The sequence below is a fragment of the Advenella sp. S44 genome (assembly GCF_002810445.1).
In the GTDB taxonomy this organism is placed as follows: domain Bacteria; phylum Pseudomonadota; class Gammaproteobacteria; order Burkholderiales; family Burkholderiaceae_B; genus Advenella.
Genome location: NZ_NEXS01000009.1, coordinates 87,435 through 108,430 on the forward strand (window position 1 = coordinate 87,435; position 20,996 = coordinate 108,430).

Annotated in this window: 20 protein-coding genes and 1 tRNA gene; 1 reads left to right on the forward strand and 20 read right to left on the reverse strand. The window is 55.1% G+C overall.

Translation table 11 applies throughout. The features are described 5' to 3' along the window. The first annotated feature begins 112 nt into the window (after positions 1-112). Positions 113-1,150, forward strand: a complete 1,038-nt coding sequence (locus CAP48_RS14260) for a TadE/TadG family type IV pilus assembly protein (protein ID WP_100697871.1) — start codon at positions 113-115, stop codon at positions 1,148-1,150. Positions 1,151-1,441: 291 nt separating this feature from the next. On the opposite strand, the gene ftsB is transcribed toward CAP48_RS14260, so the two are convergent. From ftsB to CAP48_RS14360, 20 genes are all read right to left on the reverse strand, one after another. Next, a complete protein-coding gene (gene ftsB, locus CAP48_RS14265; RefSeq protein ID WP_100697873.1) occupies positions 1,442-1,879 on the reverse strand; it encodes a cell division protein FtsB in 438 nt (145 codons plus the stop codon). 30 nt (positions 1,880-1,909) lie between these two features. Further along, positions 1,910-3,196 (reverse strand): phosphopyruvate hydratase, encoded by a 1,287-nt coding sequence (eno, locus tag CAP48_RS14270; protein WP_100697875.1) that lies wholly within the window; start codon positions 3,194-3,196, stop codon positions 1,910-1,912. Between the two features lie 227 nt (positions 3,197-3,423). Next, positions 3,424-5,070, reverse strand: coding sequence for an MDR family MFS transporter (locus tag CAP48_RS14275; RefSeq protein WP_100697877.1), 1,647 nt, complete (start codon positions 5,068-5,070; stop codon positions 3,424-3,426). Positions 5,071-5,251: 181 nt separating this feature from the next. Further along, the gene (gene kdsA, locus CAP48_RS14280) at positions 5,252-6,109 is read right to left on the reverse strand and encodes a 3-deoxy-8-phosphooctulonate synthase (RefSeq protein WP_100697878.1); all 858 of its coding nucleotides are present in this window, start codon (positions 6,107-6,109) and stop codon (positions 5,252-5,254) included. Positions 6,110-6,119: 10 nt separating this feature from the next. Further along, complete coding sequence (locus CAP48_RS14285) at positions 6,120-7,772, reverse strand: CTP synthase (RefSeq protein ID WP_100697879.1); 1,653 nt, start codon at positions 7,770-7,772, stop codon at positions 6,120-6,122. 349 nt (positions 7,773-8,121) lie between these two features. Beyond that, on the reverse strand, positions 8,122-8,994 hold the full coding sequence (locus tag CAP48_RS14290) for an NAD-dependent protein deacetylase (protein ID WP_100697881.1): 873 nt from the start codon (positions 8,992-8,994) through the stop codon (positions 8,122-8,124). 9 nt (positions 8,995-9,003) lie between these two features. Then, positions 9,004-9,393, reverse strand: a complete 390-nt coding sequence (locus CAP48_RS14295; protein WP_100697883.1) for a cupin domain-containing protein — start codon at positions 9,391-9,393, stop codon at positions 9,004-9,006. Positions 9,394-9,450: 57 nt separating this feature from the next. Further along, on the reverse strand, positions 9,451-9,849 hold the full coding sequence (locus tag CAP48_RS14300) for a hypothetical protein (protein ID WP_100697885.1): 399 nt from the start codon (positions 9,847-9,849) through the stop codon (positions 9,451-9,453). Positions 9,850-10,596: 747 nt separating this feature from the next. Continuing rightward, positions 10,597-10,672: transfer RNA gene (locus tag CAP48_RS14305), tRNA-Asn, on the reverse strand. 154 nt (positions 10,673-10,826) lie between these two features. Further along, a complete protein-coding gene (locus tag CAP48_RS14310; protein WP_100697887.1) occupies positions 10,827-12,545 on the reverse strand; it encodes a cation acetate symporter in 1,719 nt (572 codons plus the stop codon). After that, on the reverse strand, positions 12,538-12,858 hold the full coding sequence (locus CAP48_RS14315) for a DUF485 domain-containing protein (protein WP_100697889.1): 321 nt from the start codon (positions 12,856-12,858) through the stop codon (positions 12,538-12,540). Before CAP48_RS14315 ends, CAP48_RS14310 begins: the two co-directional genes overlap by 8 nt. Before the next feature lie 375 nt (positions 12,859-13,233). Beyond that, positions 13,234-13,863, reverse strand: coding sequence for an aspartate kinase (locus CAP48_RS14320; protein WP_100697891.1), 630 nt, complete (start codon positions 13,861-13,863; stop codon positions 13,234-13,236). A 21-nt stretch (positions 13,864-13,884) separates the two neighbouring features. Continuing rightward, complete coding sequence (locus CAP48_RS14325) at positions 13,885-14,865, reverse strand: YncE family protein (protein ID WP_161495268.1); 981 nt, start codon at positions 14,863-14,865, stop codon at positions 13,885-13,887. Positions 14,866-14,872: 7 nt separating this feature from the next. Next, positions 14,873-15,400, reverse strand: coding sequence for an SRPBCC family protein (locus CAP48_RS14330; protein WP_242444499.1), 528 nt, complete (start codon positions 15,398-15,400; stop codon positions 14,873-14,875). Further along, positions 15,397-16,494 carry a vWA domain-containing protein gene (locus CAP48_RS14335; protein WP_100697895.1) on the reverse strand — a complete coding sequence of 366 codons (1,098 nt, stop codon included), beginning with the start codon at positions 16,492-16,494 and terminating at the stop codon, positions 15,397-15,399. The genes CAP48_RS14330 and CAP48_RS14335 overlap by 4 nt, the downstream gene beginning before the upstream one ends. Continuing rightward, positions 16,494-17,138, reverse strand: a complete 645-nt coding sequence (locus tag CAP48_RS14340) for a hypothetical protein (protein ID WP_197707278.1) — start codon at positions 17,136-17,138, stop codon at positions 16,494-16,496. The genes CAP48_RS14335 and CAP48_RS14340 overlap by 1 nt, the downstream gene beginning before the upstream one ends. Further along, positions 17,110-18,156 (reverse strand): vWA domain-containing protein, encoded by a 1,047-nt coding sequence (locus tag CAP48_RS14345; RefSeq protein ID WP_100697897.1) that lies wholly within the window; start codon positions 18,154-18,156, stop codon positions 17,110-17,112. The genes CAP48_RS14340 and CAP48_RS14345 overlap by 29 nt, the downstream gene beginning before the upstream one ends. Next, positions 18,153-19,076: a hypothetical protein gene (locus CAP48_RS14350; RefSeq protein ID WP_100697899.1), complete on the reverse strand. Its 924-nt coding sequence runs from the start codon at positions 19,074-19,076 to the stop codon at positions 18,153-18,155. The genes CAP48_RS14345 and CAP48_RS14350 overlap by 4 nt, the downstream gene beginning before the upstream one ends. Positions 19,077-19,084: 8 nt before the next feature. Next, positions 19,085-19,954, reverse strand: a complete 870-nt coding sequence (locus CAP48_RS14355) for a DUF58 domain-containing protein (RefSeq protein ID WP_100697901.1) — start codon at positions 19,952-19,954, stop codon at positions 19,085-19,087. Further along, the gene (locus CAP48_RS14360; RefSeq protein WP_100697903.1) at positions 19,951-20,985 is read right to left on the reverse strand and encodes a MoxR family ATPase; all 1,035 of its coding nucleotides are present in this window, start codon (positions 20,983-20,985) and stop codon (positions 19,951-19,953) included. The genes CAP48_RS14355 and CAP48_RS14360 overlap by 4 nt, the downstream gene beginning before the upstream one ends. Between the last annotated feature and the right edge of the window lie 11 nt (positions 20,986-20,996).

Below are 20,996 nucleotides of genomic sequence, written 5' to 3' on the forward strand. Positions count from 1 at the left end.
GCTTCTTGCGCTCGTCAACGCCCATGGAAGACTTGCTTTCTGACGTCGCCTCTTTTGTCCAGCGCAACAATCCACACTATACAATTACCGTTGATTTGCGCAAACTGCCGGGATGAAACACCTCCTGCCAGAAACGCTTTTTACTTTCCATTTTTCCCGCAGCGCCCAGACTACGCAGGCTAACGCCGAACGATCACAAACGATGGTCGCTTGCACAGGACAGCGCGGTTTTGCTGCCGTGGAGTTTATCGTGGTCGCGATCCCGCTATTGTTTGCGGCGATGACCAGCTACGAGGTATCACGATGGTACATGACGCGCGAAGCCGTCAGCCTGGCATTGCTGGAGGCCGGGCGCGCCGGCAGCGTCAGCCACGCCAGGCCCCGGGCCATTGAAGCGGCATTCCTCAGCGCACTGACGCCACTGTATGCGCCAGCGGGCGCTTTTCGCAGTCCGCGAGATCGTATGCTTCATCAAATGAATCAATTGGAGCGCATCGGCACCAGGCGCGCATGGGATATTGCCATCGCGCATCCCGATATGGCCGAGTTTGCCGATTTCATGCAAAAAGATCTTCCCATCGCGATAAAGACGGGCAATCCGGCCATCAACAATAATTACCAGCAAAACCAGCACCAACAATATCCGCGCGGACCCACGTCGGGCAGTACGATCTACGATGCCAACACGCTGGAGCTGCATGCTCAGTATCTTTACGTGCCGGTCGTTCCGGGCATGCGTGCCCTGCTACGCACGCTGTTCGGACCGATCAGTGAATCAGGATCGCCGCTGGCGACACATGGTGCACTTCCAATCCGCGCATCGATTACCATAGAAATGCAATCGCACCCGGTACTCTGGCAGGCTGAGGAAACCGCCCATGTGCACTATTTACATCGAAACGCATTTGCCCAACTCCCGGGAAAGGAGCAACAGCGCACGAGCGTAAAGGCGCCACCCAATAGCCATACGGAGAACAACGTTAGCGGCCAATTAGAATCGGCAAAGAACCGCTCCGACCAATTGCCAAACCGATCCACAGCGATTGACCAAAGTCATTCGGAAAAAACCCGATTGCCGGCTTCCGATATCCTGGCGCACAATAGCGCCGCCGAAAACAGCCTGCCTGCCGAATCGGCTTGCCTGCCTTAACACCACAAGGGGAAAAACAAGCAAGTCAGGCGGTCGCAAAGTCAGGGGTTCGTAAAATCGGCGAATCGTACAATCGCAAAGTCCGCAAGTCGTAAAGTCTGTGGCTCTTAATGTCAGCGGCTCGCAAAACCAGGCAAATGGGAAAAGGGATGGGAAAATAAATGGCTCACAAGAGGGCCGGAATATCGATAGCTGCAATATCGATGACTGCAATATCGATGACTGCGATATGCACTGAAATTGAAAGACATGGGAAAAGCCGTACCACACCAGGCACACCCGAAAAAACGGCTATTGGTGGGCAGGTTTGGGCGATTTGGCCGGTTTTCCGGCGTCAGACTTTGCCCGGGGCCGGGCACTTGCCTTGGCCTGTGGCTTGCTCGCGACCTGGGCAGGCTTGCCTGCCTTGGGAGCGCCCGGAACTTCGTAGCTGACCGGCACCTCGGGCTGAGGCTCATTGGGCGTCAGGATCTGCACATAGGTTTCATCTTTCTTAATCATGCGCATTTCAATGCGGGCGCGATCCTCAAGCGCATCGGTGCCCGTTTTGAGATCATGAACTTCCGCTTCCATCGCATTATTGCGTGCCAGCAGCGCCCGGTTTTTTTCTTCCTGCGCCTCAAGCTGCTGCTGGAGCACGGTCACGCGCGCCCACCCTTCTTCCCCCCACCACAATGGGTATTGAATGGCAACACACGCAACCATCAGGGCAAGATAGAGTAAGCGCATGACAAATGCTCAGTGCTCGCGCCGCAGCGCTTAACGGATGTTGTAAAACGCATCCAGACCCGGGAAGCGGGCCACTTCTGCCAGTTCTTCTTCAATACGCAGCAACTGATTGTACTTGGCCATCCGGTCAGAACGCGACAGCGACCCGGTCTTGATCTGCATCGCATTGGTGGCCACGGCAATATCAGCGATGGTCGAATCTTCGGTTTCCCCGGAACGGTGTGAAATCACAGCCGTGTAGCCGGCACGCTTGGCCATTTCAATGGCGGCAAAGGTTTCGGTCAGGGTGCCGATCTGGTTGATCTTGATCAGGATGGAATTGGCTACGCCCTTCTGGATCCCTTCCTTGAGAATCTTCGTATTGGTGACGAACAGATCGTCGCCTACCAGCTGGACTTTCTTGCCAAGTTGCTCGGTGAGGATTTTCCAGCCATCCCAGTCATTCTCAGCCATGCCGTCTTCAATGCTGATAATGGGATATTTGTCGCACCAGGACGCCAGCAGATTGGCAAACTCGGCCGATGTCAGGGAGATATTGCCCTCGCCTGCCAAATGATACTTACCGTCGCGGTAAAATTCGGAACTGGCGCAATCCAGGCCCAGCGCAATCTGGGTACCCGGCTCGTAGCCGGCTTCGGTAATGGCGTTCAAAATCAGATGAATGGCCGATTCGTGGTTGGCCACGTTTGGCGCAAAACCGCCCTCGTCGCCGACCGCGGTAGACATGCCATGACCGTGAATGAGTTTTTTGAGCGCATGAAAGACCTCGGCGCCCATGCGTAACGATTCGCGAAAGCTGGTCGCACCGACCGGCAGGATCATGAACTCCTGCATATCCAGCGTGTTGTTGGCATGCGCGCCGCCATTGATGACGTTCATCATGGGCACAGGCATGCTCATGGGACCGCTGCCGCCGAAATAACGATACAGGGAAAGGCCCGACTCGTCGGCCGCAGCACGGGCAACAGCCATACTCACCGCCAGCAGCGCGTTGGCGCCCAGGCGTTCCTTGTTCTCGGTCCCATCCAGGTCGATCAGCGTGTGGTCGATGAAAGTCTGTTCCTGGGCGTCCAGGCCCATCAGCGCCTCGGAAATTTCAGTATTGACGTTTTCCACTGCCTTGAGCACGCCCTTGCCCAGGTAACGGGACTTGTCGCCGTCACGCAATTCAACAGCCTCGCGCGTACCGGTAGAGGCGCCCGATGGCACAGCGGCCCGCCCCATAACGCCTGATTCGAGCAACACATCACACTCTACGGTTGGATTCCCACGGGAATCCAGGATTTCGCGACCGATAATATCAACAATTGCACTCATGGTAATGACTTTCCTGCCTGATAAACAGTGGTTTTGATGGGATTTTATTGCGTAGATTGTACCTTACTCCGCCAATCTTGTAATTTTGCATTCACCGCCAATTAAACTTGTATCCGTTTTTTACATTTTTCAGGCGGAAAACGCCAGCCGGAAAAAGGCCAAACAATCCGATTACAACGCGCAATCGGGTTCATACAAAAAATACCCTCTTCATTAAGCCGCTACTCTTACTCTTGCCTTTTGCCTCGCATGCGGCGGGCACGCCTGCGCGATGACGGGGCGGCCACGGGAGTTCCAAGACTGGCAAAGCGGATCAGCGGCAACCGGTATAGCCACAGCAAGGCGATGATATTGACAACAAACACCACGATCAGGCCCAATTCGATTGCGCCGACCATGTGCTCGCGCGCCACAAGCAGCCATGGCCGCGCGTCCTGGCCCAGGGAGGCCATCTCGGTGATCAACCCCGCCTGGCTGTCGGTCCTGACCAGCAACTGCGGGTCAGACAAGGCAGCGACCAGCTCCGGCGAACCGATTTTCCGGGCTTCTCCCTGGATGCCCAAGACAAAATAAAAATTTACCATCGCGCCAATAATGGCTGTACCCAGCATGCCGCCAATCATGCGGATGGACTGCACCAGCGCGGTCACAATGCCCAGGTTACTGCGACCCGACAATTCCTGGCTGAAAATGGTCAGGTTGGGCATAATAAAACCCAGGCCAATGCCGCCCAGGGTCATGTACAGCAAAAAAACCAGTTGTGGCATATGCCGGTCGTACAAAACAACGCCGGCCACAGCAATCGCCGTCAACACAAAACCGATATACAGAATCCAGTTGGGACGGGCCAGGCGAGTCACGACCCGGCCGCTAAGAATGCTTCCCACGGTAATGCACACGACCAAGGGCGTAACCAGCATACCGGCATCGTTCGGAGAATAGCCAAAGCCGCTTTGCAACAACAAGGGAATATAGAACAGCATCCCGAACATGACAAATCCGGTCAATAACGACAAGGCGAACATAGTACTCAGGCTGCGATCGCGAAACAGCTCCAGCGGCAATAGCGGAAAGGCACAACGTCGCTCCCAGCGGATCAGGACGACAAACGCCATCACGGAAACAATGGAAAACAGGCCGACCCGCCAGGACACGCCATGCGTGGCAAACAGCTCCACTGCCAGTTGCAGACAACCCAAAAACAGTGCAATCAGCAATGCGCCCTGCCAGTCCAGACGGATGGTCTGCTCACGCTGGTAGCGGATTAGCGGCAAGTACTGCCAAATAAAAAAAAGACTGATCAGGCCGACCGGCAGATTCACATAGAAAACCGAACGCCATCCATAATATTGTGTCAGAAAGCCGCCCAGGGAAGGACCGACAGCCGAGGCGATGCCGAAAGAAGAGCTCAGCAGAATTTGCCAGCGCAGGCGCACCTTGGCATCCGGAAACAAATCCGGCACACAGGCAAAGGCCGTGCCCACCAACATGCCGCCACCGATGCCCTGCAACGCCCTGGCCAGCACCAGTTGCGTCATGGAACCGGCCATGCCGCAAAGCATAGAGGCGATGGTAAAAATAATGACGGACGCCACCACAAAGGGTTTGCGTCCGTAATAATCACTCAGGCGACCACAAATAGGAACAGTAATGACCGAAGCCAGTAGGTAAGAAGTACCAACCCACGCATATAGTTCAAAACCATTGAGTTCGGCGACGATGGTCGGTAAAGCGGTTCCCACAATAGTCTGGTCCAGACCGACCAGCATGCCCACGAAACAGATACCCAGCACCGCCATCAAGGACTGGCCAAACGGTAGCAATCGACCCGATGCCGATCTTTCCTCATTCACTTCGATTGTTCTGGTAACCATACTTCCCGTTCAAAGTAAACGCCGGCATCAAACCCTGCCAGGCAAAATGGGCCGTCTGATTGATCACGCCCGCGCGCCTGACCAGTGCAGCTGCCTGACCACCGCGGCCTGGGTGACCACTGCAGACTGGCTAACCCCTCGCGCCGGTCTGACAGGAGATAGTCAGCCGCAAACCAAGCGATCAGGCGCCAAACTGGTTTTCGATAAAGCCCTGCGCTTTTACGATGCGATCAATATCGGTCAGCGACTGCAACAAGGCTTCCATATGAACCAGCGGGACCGCATTGGGTCCGTCCGATAGCGCCACGGCAGGATCGGGGTGCGTCTCCATGAACAGGCCGGCCACCCCTACCGCAACCGCGGCACGCGCCAGCACCGGCACGAATTCACGCTGGCCGCCAGACGACGTACCCTGGCCGCCAGGCAACTGCACCGAATGCGTTGCATCAAATACAACCGGGCATTCGGTGGCACGCATGATCGCCAGTGAACGCATATCCGACACCAGATTGTTATAACCGAAAGAGGCGCCGCGTTCGCAGACCATGATATTGGAACCATCGCCGCCAGCAGCAATGGCGGCGGCCCTGGCCTTGGCTACCACCTGCAGCATGTCGGCCGGGGCCAGAAACTGGCCCTTCTTGATATTCACCGGTTTCCCGGTAGCAGCACAGGCCGAGATGAAATCGGTCTGGCGGCACAGAAACGCCGGCGTCTGCAGGACATCGACTGCGGCGGCAACGCGCTCCACCTGCGTAATATCGTGGACATCGGTCAGAACGGGCACATTCAACTGCGCACGTATATCAGCCAGAATCTGCAAGCCTTCATCCATGCCCGGTCCGCGATAGGATTTGCCCGAGCTGCGGTTTGCCTTGTCAAAGGAACTCTTGTAGATAAAAGGGATGCCAAGTCGCTTGGTCATCTCAAGCAACGAGCCCGCGGTATCGAATGCCATTTGGCGCGACTCGATGACGCATGGACCCGCGATCAGGAAAAAAGGTCTGCTCAAACCCACATCGAAGCCGCAAAGATTCATGGTGTTGTCCTTATTGCTTGTTCTGCCGCTGTTGCTGATTATTCAGTGCCGCCCGAATAAAACTGCTGAACAATGGATGGCCGTTACGCGGCGTAGAGGTAAATTCGGGGTGGAACTGCACCCCCATGAACCATGGGTGGCTCGGGATTTCCATCATTTCCGGCAGGTTTTCGGTCGGCGTCCTGGCACTGATCACCATGCCGGCCTCTTCCAGGCGCGGCACATAGACGTTATTGACCTCATAACGATGGCGATGACGTTCGTTGACCTCAGGACCATAAATATCGTAGGCGCGTGTTCCTTCCAGCACTGGACAGCGCTGGGCACCCTTGCGCATCGTGCCGCCCAGGTCGGAAGACGCCGTGCGTTTTTCCACTTTGCCTTCGCGGTCCATCCATTCGGTAATGAGCGCCACGACCGGGTGCGGCGCCGCCGGATCAAATTCGGTACTATTGGCGCCACCCAGCTGTGCCACATGTCGTGCAAACTCGATGACGGCCAGTTGCATACCCAGGCAGATGCCAAGATAGGGGACGTTGTTTTCCCGCGCGTATTGAATGGCGCGAATTTTTCCTTCGGTACCCCGTTTACCGAAGCCACCCGGCACCAGAATGGCATCGAGCGTTGCCAGTTTCTCGACCGCACCACCCTCCAGATCTTCAGAGTCGATGTAGTCAATAATCACTTTTGAACGCGTATGAATACCGGCGTGTTGCAACGCTTCGATCAGTGATTTGTACGATTCGGTCAGATCGACATATTTGCCGACCATACCGATGTGCACTTCATGCTGCGGGTGCTCCAGTGCATCGACCAGACCGTCCCACATGGACAGATCGGCCGGAGGCGGAGAAATGGCCAGCGCGTCGCAAACCAGGTCATCAAGTTTCTGGTGATGCAGCATTGACGGAATTTTGTAAATGGAATCGGCATCCCAGACTGAAATGACGGCATCCAGCGGCACATTGGAAAACAATGAAATTTTGGCCCGCTCGTCTTCTGGCACTTCGCGGTCGGCGCGACACAGCAGCGCGTTCGGATAGATACCGATTTCCCGCAACTTTTGCACAGAGTGCTGGGTCGGCTTGGTTTTGAGTTCACCCGCAGAAGCGATAAAGGGAACCAGCGTCAGATGGACAAAAGCCGCGCCGTTGCGGCCCAGCCGCAGGCTCATCTGGCGCACTGCCTCCAGAAACGGCAGCGATTCGATATCGCCGACCGTACCGCCGATTTCAACGATGGCCACGTCGGTCTGCCCGTCCCAGGCCTGTCTTGCACCGCGAATAATAAAATCTTGAATTTCGTTTGTAATATGCGGAATAACCTGCACGGTCTTGCCAAGATAGTCGCCACGGCGCTCTTTGCGCAGCACGGATTCGTAAATCTGGCCGGTGGTAAAGTTATTGGATTTGTGCATGCGGGCCGAAATGAACCGCTCATAGTGACCGAGATCCAGGTCGGTTTCGGCACCGTCTTCGGTCACGAATACTTCACCATGCTGCAAGGGACTCATCGTGCCCGGATCCACGTTGATATAGGGATCCAGCTTGAGCATGGTGACCTTCAGGCCACGCGACTCAAGGATGGCCGCTAACGACGCGGCGGCGATTCCCTTGCCTAACGAAGAGACCACGCCGCCGGTAACGAATACATACTTTGTCATTGGAATAAGGGCCCCGCGAAAAGGGCCGTAGCAGGAAATTTGAATTATAACTTGAGCCTGTCCCTTTTGTAAGGCGCCAAAGGCCTTCGTATCAAAACAGGTCGTATAATGGGCGATGTAAACTTCAAGAAACGATCATGGACCGAAAACGAAAAACCTTGCTTATGCTGCTTTGCTATGTAATCGCCTTTTTTGCGACCATTGGCCTGCTCTCGCTATGGGCAACAACACTTTATATGTGACGGGTATGTGGGATGGGTGTATGTAACGGCTCTATTTAACGCGTGTTTGTTGCGGTTATGTGGGACGGTTATGTGGGACGGTTATGTGGGATGGTTCTGTGCCATGGTTATACGGCCTGCAGACGTTCAGCGACACTGCCCGACAACGCAGCAGACTCTGCCAGTCCCGCGTCCAGCGCAGCCAACAACGGCGCGCACTGCGCATTCAGTTTCAGCGAAAGCACTGCATCAGCACGGGTTCTGCCCAGCGTGATCGCCGCCACCGGCTTGCCCTGCAGCGCGGCATCGCGCACAAACCGATAGCCTGAATACACCATGAGCGATGAGCCTACCACCAGGACCGCACTGGCTTTCTCCAGCGCCTGGTATACGGTTTGTACCCTGTCGCGCGGAACCTGTTCGCCAAAGAACACCACATCAGGCTTGAGAATGCCGCCGCAGTGTTCACAAGGCGGGATGCGGAACGAAGAAAAATCAGTTTCAAGATCCACATCGCCGTCGGGCGCCATGACAGCTGTCATATTGGCCCAGGCTGGATTTTCCAGCAGCAGACGCTGTTGATAGCCCAGCCGATCGAATAGACGACGGCATTGCATACAGACAACGTCAGCCAATGAACCGTGCAACTGCAACAGTCGGGACTGACCGGCCTGCTGGTGCAGACCGTCTACATTCTGCGTCACCAGCAATCCGGTATATCCTTTTGATTCCAGCGATTGCAGTGCACGGTGCGCAACATTCGGCTTGCCGCCGGAAAACATTGTCCAGCCAACCATACTGCGCGCCCAATAACGCTGGCGTGCGGCCTCTGTGCCCATAAACTGCGAAAATGTCATGGGCGGTGGTCGCATCCACGCACCATCAGTATCGCGATAGGCCGGAATGCCCGAATCGGTACTGCAACCGGCCCCGGTGATCACCAGCAGGCCTGCATGCTGCTGCACGAAGGCCTGCAAGTGGGCAATTGCCGACGCCGTCATGACTGGCGACTATTCTGTCGTCTTGCCATCGAAGTGCTCTTCCTGTTCATCCTGTTTGGTGGCATGCACCACGCCATCCCGATGTTCTGGCGGCCCATAGATAGTGTACAGACGCAGCGGCTGATCACCGCTGTTGATCACATTATGGCGGGCGCCGGCAGGAACAATGACGGCATCATCATCTTCGATGGCATGCGTTTGCTCATCGATCACGACCTTGCCCTTGCCCTGTTCGATCCGAAAGAACTGATCATGACCCTCATGAACCTCTTCGCCGATCTCCTCACCGGGCTGCAAGGTCATCAATACCAGTTGCAGATTCTTTCCCGTGTAAAGCACCTTGCGGTAAAGATCATTGTTGACTGTCAACTCTTCGATATCATCGACAAAACCTTTCATACGACATACTCCATAAAGTGAATGGATCCGCGTCAGGGATCCTATCGGCCCGGGAATTTACATTTCCCAGGATTGAAAAACGTCATTGACAAATTTAATTTCCAACACCTGCGTCCCCAGGTCGGTCTTGCCCGGACGCAACAGCCTGCCGGCAGAATCGATCATGGGTCCGACCACCGGCACGGCACCAACCATATTGCCGGCCATATTACCGGAAGACTTGCGCGCATACTTGAGCGTAGTTTCATTATTGGAATTGCGAGTAGTGCGATCGGGCTCGCCCAAAACCTCAATGGCCTGAGCAACCGTCGTCTTGTCCCGAACCAGGTGTTTGTTGAGAAAGGCAGGATCAAAATAATCGGCGTTTCCCATTACATCCGTCTTGCTGGGAACACTACAGGCGATCAGCCCGAAGCTGACCAGACAACCTAGCAGCAGCAAAAGCAGCTTTTTCAATATTGGCTCCTGAACCGGGGCTAAACCCGTTGAAGACTATCATACACCGCCTGAAAATACGCCGCCACACCGGCGGCATGTGAAGGCCTCGGCCTCTACACAGTGCACTTTAGGGTCTTGTGCCCTACACAGTACACCTTAGGATTTCGCCAGACAGCGTACACCTTACGGCCTTTCCCACTACACAATAGAATAATTATCCCACAGTTTTTTGCGCAAATAGGAAGGCCGAGCCGGCCGCTCACAGCACGCTTGCGTAACACGTCCACTGGCGCCCTGGATTGAGCCAGCGCAGCCCGCTCGCGAAGCATTTGCTAAGGTTCTGGATTGAGCCTGCGCAGCACGCTTTCGGACGGTCCACGAAAACCCCGGATTGAGGCAGGTGTGCGGATGGGATTTTTCTCTAAAACTGACGGCATTACCGAAGCTTCCGCACTAAAAATGGAAAAGCTTTCGCGCCGTACGTATGGGTTTAGGATTTTTGACAATTACCGCGTGCGAATATGGGCTAAACGCGGTTGGAATGGAGTGGTTAATCGAGTTTGGTGAATGCCCATCCCCGACTATGGGTGTAGAGCCTCCCCCTATCTGGCGTAGAATGCCGATTATGGGGTAAAGCCCGCTGACCACCTGGCCGAACACGCGATCAGTATCATGTTTTGTCAAGATTGAGCGATGGTTCAGCCGTAGAAAACAAAAAAGCCGCATCGGAGGCGGCTTAACTGCTTGGTTCTACTAAGAAATTGATGGCTCCCCGAACTGGGTTCGAACCAGTGACCTGCGGATTAACAGTCCGTCGCTCTACCGACTGAGCTATCGGGGATCAATTAAGAAAATGATTATAGCCAGAAACCAAGCCGGGATGCAAGCCCCGTTTCCGAAAATGGCTTCTTTTTTCGTAATTGTTGCATTTGCCATACGATATAAAAAACACGCGACTTAAAAGTCGCGTGTTTGCCTATCTCTGACAGGCTACGTTAATGTGCCGTAGCCCTGCTGCTGCCAATACCGGTTTCTGCCCGTACGCGCTGGGCGTCGTATGCAGCGATGTCGACAGCGGCACGCTTGCTCTTGTCCGTCACGGAGAAGAACCAGATGCCCGCAAAAGCGATGATCATAGAGAACAACGCTGGCGATTTATACGGGAACAGTGCACTGCCCTCCGGATTGCCCAATGTGACTTCCCAAACATCGGGAGAGACGATAGTGAGCACAACCGAAGAAATCAGTCCCAGGAAGCCCCCAATGACGGCGCCGCGCGTGGTCATTTTCTTCCACATGATCGATAGGAAAAGAACGGGGAAATTGGCCGATGCTGCAATGGCAAAGGCCAGCGACACCATGAACGCCACATTCTGCTTCTCGAACAGGATGCCCAGCAAAATAGCCAGTATACCCAGCACGAATGTCGTGATGCGGGATACGCGCAGTTCGGTGGCCGAATCCACGTTACCCTTGCGGAGCACCGACGCATACAGATCATGCGACACCGCGGATGCACCGGACAAGGTCAGCCCGGCAACCACGGCAAGAATCGTGGCAAAAGCCACCGCCGAGATAAAGCCCAGGAAAATATGTCCGCCGACTGCGTCAGCCAGATGCACCGCTGCCATGTTGGCACCGCCGATCAGACCGCCGTTTGCATCAAGAAAATCGGGGTTGGTCGAGACAAAGATAATCGCGCCAAAACCGATAATGAAAGTGAGCACATAGAAGTAGCCGATCCAGGTAGTGGCCCAGAACACAGATTTACGGGCTTCCTTGGCGTTTGGCACCGTAAAGAAACGCATCAGGATATGCGGCAGGCCTGCGGTTCCGAACATGAGCGCCATGCCGAATGAAATGGCTGAAATCGGATCTTTGATGAAGGAGCCCGGCCCCATAATAGATGTGCCTGCTGCTGCCGCCTCCTCTGGCGTCTGGCCGGCAGCCAGGGCGCCCGCCGATTTAACCTCCACGGCTTTGGCAAACATCGACTCAAAAGAGAAGTTGTTCAGTTTCATGACCATGAACGCCATAAACGTCGCACCTGAAAGCAACATGACGGCCTTGATGATTTGGACCCAGGTGGTCGCAGTCATTCCACCAAACAGCACGTAGACCATCATCAGCACGCCCACGATGACAACAGCGAGCCAGTAGTCCAGCCCGAACAGCAGCTTGATCAGCTGACCTGCCCCGACCATTTGCGCAATCAGATAGAACAGCACGACCACGATGGTGCCGCAAGCGGCAAAGGTACGCACCGGCATTTGAGCAAAGCGATAACTGGCTACATCGGCAAAAGTGAAACGCCCCAGATTGCGCAAACGCTCTGCCATCAGGAACATGATCACTGGCCAGCCCACCAGAAAACCAATGGAATAAATCAGGCCGTCATAGCCACTGGACATCACTTGTGCTGCAATCCCCAGAAAGGACGCAGCCGACATGTAGTCGCCCGCAATGGCCAACCCGTTCTGGAAACCGGTAATGCCGCCGCCAGCGGTGTAGAAGTCCGAAGCCGATTTGGTACGGGTTGCAGCCCACTTGGTGATAAAAAGCGTTAAACCAACAAAAACGACGAACATAATGATCGCCGTAATATTGACCTGCTGCTTGGTTGTTTCGCCAATGGCATCTGCGCCATAGGCGAAGGAAAAAAACAGGCCGGCAAATGCCATACCGATCAATAACCGCGATACGCCTTTATTCATGAGTTGCCCCTACGTCATTCAACAGGCTGCGTTCCATAGCATCAAATTTTGTATTCGCGATCAGAATATAAAGGCCGGTCAGTGCGATGATCAGGATCATCAGACCAAAGCCCACCGGAATGCCCCAGGTCATGGCGCCGCCGCTGATGGACTGGCTAAACAACTGCTTGTCAAACGCGATAATGCCAATGAAACCGACATAGTAGGCAACCAGAATAATGACAGAAAAGACCCAGCCATAGGTACTGCGCATTTTGGTCATTTCCTTGTATTTCGGGTTTGCCATCACCCGTTGGACGATATCGTCACTCATGTCTTTCCTCCCAGAAAGTATTGTTAAATTTTGATCGTTGTTCTCAAATGTTTGTTATTTATACTGCTATAAAGATCGTTTTACTCGTCGCGTTCTGTTTGTGCAATTAGTGATATACCCTAGCATTACGCCTCAAACATCGTTTAAAACATTGAACCAATATCGGCTTTCCGAAAGCATTTTCTGGCGCGAACCGCGCCGATAGCGGCTAGCCATCCACTGGGTACTGTAGCCGGCTCTGCAGACCCGCCTCGGGCATGTGATTCCGCGTCTTCAAGCCATTGACTGCGCACTGGGCAAGAGTGCAGACTTCTGACAACATATTGCTGCCAAAACAGGCGCCCGCAACCTGCGACCAACAGCGCCCGCGGTTTCTCACGCCAGAGTCAGGTCGCCAGGGTATCCGGCATGCATCCCACTTGTGTCGCCGTTAATCAGCATGTCATGAAAACGCGCTAACTCACTTTTATGCAGGATATTGATTGGGCATGCTATCTGCTTGGCATATCGCTCAAATTGAGGATTGAGCACGCCATCGCGAATGTGCTGCGACATGCCCGCCTTGGGAAAAAACGGCCGAGTCTTGATTAAAACAAGCCGCTCAGCCTTCAAGTGATTGGCCAGCCATGCTGCAATACAATCTGACGACATATACACCGACGTCAATTCATCAGCCTGCTCACGCATCAGATACAGCGGCATCCAAACCGCAACGCCGCCGCGCTGCAACACATTGCGAATTGCGTTGGCATTGACGGCCGGCGTCAGCTGGGACGACAACCCGGTAAGCATCAGACCGTATTGTGCCCTGGCCAGCACCAGCATATTGTGCGTGACCAGGCTGTCGAAATCCCATTGCTTCTTCATATTGCAAATGAAATCAACACCACGCCATCGCCCCGGGACGATGATGACGCGCCCGCCACCCAGCGTTCCAAGCTGGGACAGCCAGAGATTCAAGGTATTATCATGTGCCAAATTACCATCAAGCTTTACCACCCACATACTCCCCTCCCGGCCCTCAGATTATTCTTTTTTGCAGCGCGAACGCGTTACCACGATACGCGGCCCGGCATCCACCGCAATTTTTTTCAATACTTGTCCCGGCTCCAGATCCATCACAACCACTGAATCGTCGAACCATGTCGCAACGTAGGCGCGCCCGCCTGCAATAGCGACACCCTCGGGATAACGCCCAACTTTCACCAGGGTCTCGTCAACACTGCCATCGCTGCCGATCCGCTGGAGCACACCTTTTTGCTGGGCGGTCACCCATAATTGCTTGCCGTCATTGCTAATGGCAATGCCATATGGCATGGACTGCATTTTGACGCGCCACGTCTCCTTCAACGAGTCAGCCTCCAGGCGGCTGATGGTGTTGTCCTTGACGTTGGCGACATAGACCTGATTACCATGGGAGGCCAAGGCAAAGGGTGAAGCGCCCACCGGTATGCCCGCCAGATGCTTCCATGCACCCGTGTCGATCACTGACACTGTCGCGCTGCCCCGATCCGCGACAAACAGACGCTGGCACGCGGCGTCCAGTGTCAATCCTGCGGGCGCATCACCAACGGCGATACGCCCGGTTTCGATTCCGTCGTGCGTACTGATACGCACGACCGCATTTCCTTTCCAGTCCGATACGAAAAGAGACTGTTCGTCCGCAGATAGCACGGCGGCAAAGGGCTCTCCCGGAAAATCATAGACAGCACTGACGTGCTTGCCTTGCAGATCGAGCGCGGATATTTTTCCGCTATCGGGATGCGTCACGAAGCCGCGCTTACCATCACGGGTAACCGCAATAAATACCGGCTTGTCGGCCACCTGGATACGTGAGACAACCTGATTGGTGTCAACATCTACAATGCTTACCGAATTGCCGTCCTGGCTGGCCACATAAACATATTCATTTTCCCGGTCCGCCCACGCCGCCTTGGCCAAGCATAATGCAGCCAGCCCCGCCATCGCGCAACGGACGAACCAAACAAACAGGTTTATACGGCCCATGGCCATGTTATTTACCCTCTATCGTTTTCTTCAGGCCGGCAAGTCCGTTCTGGTAGATTGCGGTCATCGCCGCAATTGCCGACTCATCATTAAGTGCTTCCGGTGGCTCATTGCTCGTATCGCCGCGATAGAACCGACCAATCCACGAGACTTTGCTGCCCTCGCCTTCAGCCTCAACCGAGATCGTGGATGAGTATGAGCTGACCGGGAGCGCTTCCAGGTTTTCGCCATCCATCCGATAGCTGTAGGAATGCGCCGCGGCATCGTATTCGTCCAGACTTTCCTTAATAATGCCTTTTTCCAGCGTCAGTTCGCGAACGGATCCCGCCTCGTTTCCCTTGTCTGCCGCACTGTTGCTGACATCCGGATGCCAGTTGGCGATTGCGCCAAAATCGCCTACGGTCTCCCATACCTTATCGGGCGGGGCGGCAATATTGACGGCTTCCTCAACTTTCTTGGGTGTTGGCCCATGCGCGTAAACAGGCGCCAATGTCATAGTAAAAAAAAGGGCACTAACTAATGTTGATTTAATCAAATGAGTCTCCTTGTGGACGTGGATAAATTCGTTTCTGCCGCTGCTGTGGTTTGCTCGCCGCCGGAACCGGACGGTGGGATTGCGCGCTTTATAAAGAACGCAGACAAGTAGTAAGCAGCCAGTAAAAGCAAAGCCAGCCCGGCGATGTAAGGGGCAAGCGGAATCGAGGTCTGTACCAGACGCTTTTTCGCGTTAGCCATGATCAGTTCAGTGAGCGCGCCAGAGTTTGCTAACGTGGTATAGGCCAAGCCATAGGTTGTGGCCAGCCCCCTGAGATGCGACTCCTTCAGTGAAGAAAAGTGTTCATTTCCGGCCGCTGCACTGGCGCCAAATGGCGCGTTTCTGGGATGCCATCCCTCACGATCTGCCGCATCTGCCGGCGGCGGGCCGCTGCGATTCTCCTGATCGACCTCATCAGCGCCAAAAAATCCAATTTGATTGCCAGTCTCGTCAAATTTCGGTATGGGCGACAGATTGGCGCCTCCTACACCAATGACCACGCCTGCGTTGCGCTCCGATTCATTATCGGCTGTCGTGGCGCCCTGCGTTGTTAACGATTGCGCCCGGACCTCGGCTTCACCCTGCATCATCATATGGCCGATTTCGGCCTGCTCTGCCGGCAGCGGCGGCGCTTCGTGCCCGTCGGTCACGAACACCAGACTGACGCCCAGGCTCTTGGCAATTTCCAGTCCTGATTCGAGCCCTTTCGTAATGTAGCTGTCGCCTTCCCATGCCATTCGCCAATCCAGCTGCTCAATTGTGGTGGACAAAGCCGCGAAGCTTTCGCAGACCTCAATCGGCTCCAGCAACAAGAACGAGCGTCTTTCAGAAAAAACCGCCAGCCCGGCACGACTGCCGCAAGGCAACTGGGTCAATGTCTGCTTCAACTTCGTTCGGACTTCCTGCAGCCGGGTATGCAACTTTTCTCCGACGCCATAATCCCGCACATTCATACTGCCGGTAATGTCCACGGCAAACAGAACTTCAGGCCGCTCTTGTTCGACCGCGATATGAGGCCTGAAGCAGCCTGCGATCGCTAACGCGCAGGCAACTGCCAAAAGCCAGAATCGAAAATCGACAAGCAAGCGACGCATTACGGCAACCCCTTTGGCAGACCCGGCAAGTCTGTCCAAAACCGTTTGGGTGCCTCCGGCGAGTCCTCATCGTCGGTCATCTCGGCCTGCGGCAGATCGCGAACCAGGCGAGATGCAATATCCAGGTTATACCGGGCACTCCAGAACGACGGATCCAGCCTTAGCGCTCTCACATAGTAGTCTTTGGCAAGGCGTACTGAAGACGGCGCCTCGTCTGTTTTACTGCTGCCCAGAAGATCGATGGCATGTCGCAGCCGTGCATTACCCATGTTGTAAAGCGCGTAAACGGCATGGGCAATTTCCTGGGCAGATGCTGCCGAGCCAGTCTGAGAAGCCCGTCCAGCCAGAAGCTCAACCCATGGCAAGGCTTCGTCCAGCCGCCCGATTGCGGTCAAAAAACGAAGCCGGGCAAAGGCGACCTGTGGCACTGCCTGCTCGTCAACAGCGATATCGTTACGTTTTTCCAGTTTGTCAATGATGACGTTATCGGCCGTTGTTTGCTGCAGAAAAACAAGCGAGCCGATCAGCCCGGCCACGGTTGCCAGCAATCCCAGCCATAAAAACCATGTGTATATTCGTCCCGGCGCCGGAAAGCGCAAGGCAAGGCGCTTGCGCTTAAATCCCGGACGTGAATTGTCGACCATTTTCACTCCTTATTGCACTGCCGCCGACCAGCCGCTGCGCACAATGGACCATCAGCAATACCGCCAGGATCACGGCAGCCAGACCGGAAAGATAGCCTGACAGATCCCTGCGCGGAATATGTTCGGTATATTGCAGGGGCGCCTTTTCTTGTTTGTCGATTTCGGCGATCGCCTCAGCGACCTCCTCTACATTCTCGGCCTCGAAAGCCCGATACGGCACGCCCAGGGACTTGAAGAAAATATCAAGATGGCGTTCCGGCATGGCCTGCGGAGTGTCTTTGTCCGGATCAGACGGCATATCCCCTATTCCCGGTGACCCCGGGGTTCGCAGGAACAACCAATACAAACGAATCGGGCGCAAGGCCAGCGCCTGCTTCAGCGCGTTCTGCACCCGCATATCGACTACGGCTGCACCATCGGACACCAGAAAGATGACCCGGGACGCCAGCGGGTCATTGTCCTCATCAAACTGGGACAACGCCATTGCAAGCCCGCGACCGATATCGGTATAGGACAAGCCGGGCCGATCGATCGCATTGATGGCCGCATCAACCGCCTGCGAATTGTCGGTGAGCGGCAAGACATACATCGGCATGGTCGAGAATGCAACCATGCCGATCCGGTCCTGCTCGCGCTGCTTCGCAAATCCCTTCAACAAACGTTTTGCCGCGGCAGCCTTGGACTCTTCCTCACCAGACGGTATATCTCCGTCAAAACTGCTATTCATACTTGAACTGCGGTCAATCAACAGCACCATATGTGCGCCTGTTCCCAGTTTCTGGATCGAGCCCCCTTTCATATGCAAGCCGGCCAGACATAGAATCAATACCAATAAAGCCAAAAAACCCAAAATGCGCAGCAGGATGTCAACGGCTTCTGAAAGTCGATCGGATCCAGCCGTGCCAAGCCAGGGCCAGCCCGACACCCGGCGCGGACGAAGAAAGAACGGCAGCAAGCTGCCGGGAAGCAGTAACAGCATGTACGGGAAATCGACCGCAATCACGCCCAGGCCGTTCATATGCTCTTCCTTTCGGCGGCTGCCAGCCGCTTTGCGATGCCCAGCAGGGCCGCAGGAGGCAACTCGGACAACGCTCGCGTCTGGTCATCGCTAAAAAACACAAACGAGGAAGCGGCAAAAAACTGCTCAAGATCGGTTTGTACTGGTTTGAGAAATGCGTGTTGCTGCACAAACTGTGGAATGTCACCGGCCAGCAGGCGCCCATCATTGCTGACATCAAGCGCCCGATGCAACTGGATAAGGCTGTGCCGGTATGCGTCTGCGCCAGGCTTGCGCAATCGTTTTTTGATGGCGCGATGCGCACGCGCCAGCGGTCGGGCCGGGCGTCGATGAAAAGGCCAAATGCAATAGTGAACGGCAAGCGCAATCAGCCATAGCACGGTCAGCACACCCAGGCTGATAACCAGTTTCTGCAAAAACGTCTTGGCAATGGGACGTGCGGGCACATCCGGCTGGACCTGTTCGGTCAGCCCAATACCCGAATGCGCAACGCCCCTTAGCGGAGACATGAAAAAGTCCTGAGGCGGTATTCTTATTGTCTGGGACTGTCCGCCATCGGTAAAAAGCAGATCTAACTCGGGGATTTGACGCTGGTTTACATCCAGCGGTACATAAAAAGTCTGATAGCGCAACGTCAGCGTATAGCGCAAGCCATTCTTGAATGCCTTTTCTTGCACATCCAGAGACCGAAGGTCAAGCCAGTAGTTCAGCCGTCCCGGGTGCGGCAACGACGATTGTTGTAACTTGGCTTGCTTGCTGTCGATCGTGATCGTGACCGGGATGACGTCACCCAGGATCCATCCGGCCGGCCTGGGCGCCTGTACCTGCACATTGGTTACCTGCGCACGCAAGGGATTCAATGCACCCGCAAAATATAACGCCGCAATAAAAAGCAGAAAAGGCCATATCCGTCCTCTCATCATGCCTCCTATCGCTCAAGCAGATACGTGTTCAGTGCCTCAATATCCAGCTGATCTGTTATTGCAAAAGGCGGGTTGACATATTGCCTGAAAATGCTGTCCAAATGTTTTCGACGCTTTTCGGCCTGGTCAAGCCAGCGCCGCTTCAGGGATGGACGCAGAATCACAAAACGGCGCCGGCCCGACTCCAGGTCGGCAAACTCGCTAAATCCCCATTCGGGTAGGTCGGCGATGGCAGTGTCCTGCAGCACAACCGGGATGACATCGTGCAATACCAGCGTTGCCAGGATTTTTTCGATTTGTTCATCGGGGAACAGAAAATCGGAAATCAGAAAGACCAGCTTGCGTGGCCCCGCAAGGTGTTCTGCAACCTGGGCCAGACCCGCCGCACTGTCGTCGGCCGGGCGCACTTGCGCCAGGTGGTTGATCATCTCGGTCGCGCCGGCACGATTGCGTGTCGCCACCAGGCTTGTTTGCTCATGAACCTCTTTGCCACAGGCATAGAGTCCAAAACTGTCGCCGTTGCGATGCGCCGACTGCGCCAGTACATCGCACAGTCCGGCCGCAATTGCCAGTTTGCTTGAATCGTTGTCGCGCCAGGCCATGGAGGCAGAAACATCGACCAGCGCGCAAACCGTAACGGCAACCCGAGGCTGGTACTCCCGTGAGTACCACTGACCGAAGGGGTCGCGCATGCTGCGCCGCAAGTCCAGTCTGCGAATATCCGGTGCACGCTCAAAGGGCACCAGTGCCCGGAATATGCCCGAAGCCGCACCGCCGGCGCCTGAATGGGTGCCAGGATAAACGCTTTGCACGCGCCAGCGCAACGAGTAATCAATCATCGCTCCAGCGGAAGCGGCGTTCCCGGGCGCAGTCATGGGACCGCCACCGTTGAAAAGACCTGCCGGCACAGTTCCGGAACAATCGTATCGCGCCTGGGTTCGTATATGGGATTCAGAAAAATCCGATGTCCGATGGTCTCGTAAAAGACGTCACGCACATCTTCGGGCAATACCATATCGCGGCCCTCAAGCCACGCCAAGATCCTGGCTGCCCGAACCAGCACAGCCATGCCTCGCGGACTGGCCCCGCCCTTGACGAGCCTGGCGCTATCGACGCCGGCAATCTCGATACCAGCACCGGCGGGATAGCGAATCGCCTCCCACAGCGCAACCACGTAATCCTGCAGCGCCATACTGGTCTGGATGCTTGCTTGAATCTGTACGGCCACGGCATTTAGTGCAGCATGATCCAATACACCTTCGGTAACCTCCTGGATCAATGCATCAACATCGTGATACCGGGGATTGAAAATAAGTTCTCGTCGCAACTGCCTGTCATCGGGCGCCTGGACCGGCACTTCCATAAAAAAGCGGTCCCTGGCGGCAGCGGGCAACTCAAAGGTTTCTTCCTTCTCGATCTGGTTGCGGTCTGCGAAAACCTGCACGTTTGGCAACGGGATATCCCGGTTAAAGGCATTGACAGCTCTTTCTGCCATCAGTCTGAGTAACAGCGAATGCACTTGCGGCCTGGCGCGATTGATCTCGTTGAAGAAAAAAACCGATATGTCCTGCCCATGCGAGAGCAACGGGCCCGGCTCGACCCGGGGTCGTCCTTCTTCGTTCAGGTAGGTGTGATAAATCAAATCGGCCGGCATCAAGTCAATGGTGCCTTCCACCCGACTGTAAGCGCCCCCGATAGCACGCGCAACAGCGCGCAGCATTAGCGTCTTGCCAACGCCAACATCCCCTTCGAGCAAGACATGTCCTCTGGCGAAAACCGCAATCGTGAGCATTCGAATGGTACGCGTCTGGCCAATTGCCGCTTTTGCTACTTCCTGCTCAAACAACAGGGCTCGCTGGCGCCAATGAACCAGATCAATGCTGTCTTGGGCAGGTTCGTGAACCATCAAACTCTTCT

What these genes read in the sequence shown, in the direction of transcription:
- CAP48_RS14310 (WP_100697887.1), bottom strand. Translation starts at nt 12,545, where the DNA reads ATGAATAAAGGCGTATCGCGGTTATTGATCGGTATGGCATTTGCCGGC.
- CAP48_RS14275 (WP_100697877.1), bottom strand. Translation starts at nt 5,070, where the DNA reads ATGGTTACCAGAACAATCGAAGTGAATGAGGAAAGATCGGCATCGGGT.
- CAP48_RS14285 (WP_100697879.1), bottom strand. Translation starts at nt 7,772, where the DNA reads ATGACAAAGTATGTATTCGTTACCGGCGGCGTGGTCTCTTCGTTAGGC.
- CAP48_RS14355 (WP_100697901.1), bottom strand. Translation starts at nt 19,954, where the DNA reads ATGACTGCGCCCGGGAACGCCGCTTCCGCTGGAGCGATGATTGATTAC.
- CAP48_RS14360 (WP_100697903.1), bottom strand. Translation starts at nt 20,985, where the DNA reads ATGGTTCACGAACCTGCCCAAGACAGCATTGATCTGGTTCATTGGCGC.
- CAP48_RS14320 (WP_100697891.1), bottom strand. Translation starts at nt 13,863, where the DNA reads ATGTGGGTGGTAAAGCTTGATGGTAATTTGGCACATGATAATACCTTG.
- eno (WP_100697875.1), bottom strand. Translation starts at nt 3,196, where the DNA reads ATGAGTGCAATTGTTGATATTATCGGTCGCGAAATCCTGGATTCCCGT.
- CAP48_RS14350 (WP_100697899.1), bottom strand. Translation starts at nt 19,076, where the DNA reads ATGAGAGGACGGATATGGCCTTTTCTGCTTTTTATTGCGGCGTTATAT.
- ftsB (WP_100697873.1), bottom strand. Translation starts at nt 1,879, where the DNA reads ATGCGCTTACTCTATCTTGCCCTGATGGTTGCGTGTGTTGCCATTCAA.
- CAP48_RS14260 (WP_100697871.1), top strand. Translation starts at nt 113, where the DNA reads ATGAAACACCTCCTGCCAGAAACGCTTTTTACTTTCCATTTTTCCCGC.
- kdsA (WP_100697878.1), bottom strand. Translation starts at nt 6,109, where the DNA reads ATGAATCTTTGCGGCTTCGATGTGGGTTTGAGCAGACCTTTTTTCCTG.
- CAP48_RS14290 (WP_100697881.1), bottom strand. Translation starts at nt 8,994, where the DNA reads ATGACGGCGTCGGCAATTGCCCACTTGCAGGCCTTCGTGCAGCAGCAT.
- CAP48_RS14345 (WP_100697897.1), bottom strand. Translation starts at nt 18,156, where the DNA reads ATGAACGGCCTGGGCGTGATTGCGGTCGATTTCCCGTACATGCTGTTA.
- CAP48_RS14335 (WP_100697895.1), bottom strand. Translation starts at nt 16,494, where the DNA reads ATGCGTCGCTTGCTTGTCGATTTTCGATTCTGGCTTTTGGCAGTTGCC.
- CAP48_RS14340 (WP_197707278.1), bottom strand. Translation starts at nt 17,138, where the DNA reads ATGGTCGACAATTCACGTCCGGGATTTAAGCGCAAGCGCCTTGCCTTG.
- CAP48_RS14325 (WP_161495268.1), bottom strand. Translation starts at nt 14,865, where the DNA reads ATGGGCCGTATAAACCTGTTTGTTTGGTTCGTCCGTTGCGCGATGGCG.
- CAP48_RS14295 (WP_100697883.1), bottom strand. Translation starts at nt 9,393, where the DNA reads ATGAAAGGTTTTGTCGATGATATCGAAGAGTTGACAGTCAACAATGAT.
- CAP48_RS14315 (WP_100697889.1), bottom strand. Translation starts at nt 12,858, where the DNA reads ATGAGTGACGATATCGTCCAACGGGTGATGGCAAACCCGAAATACAAG.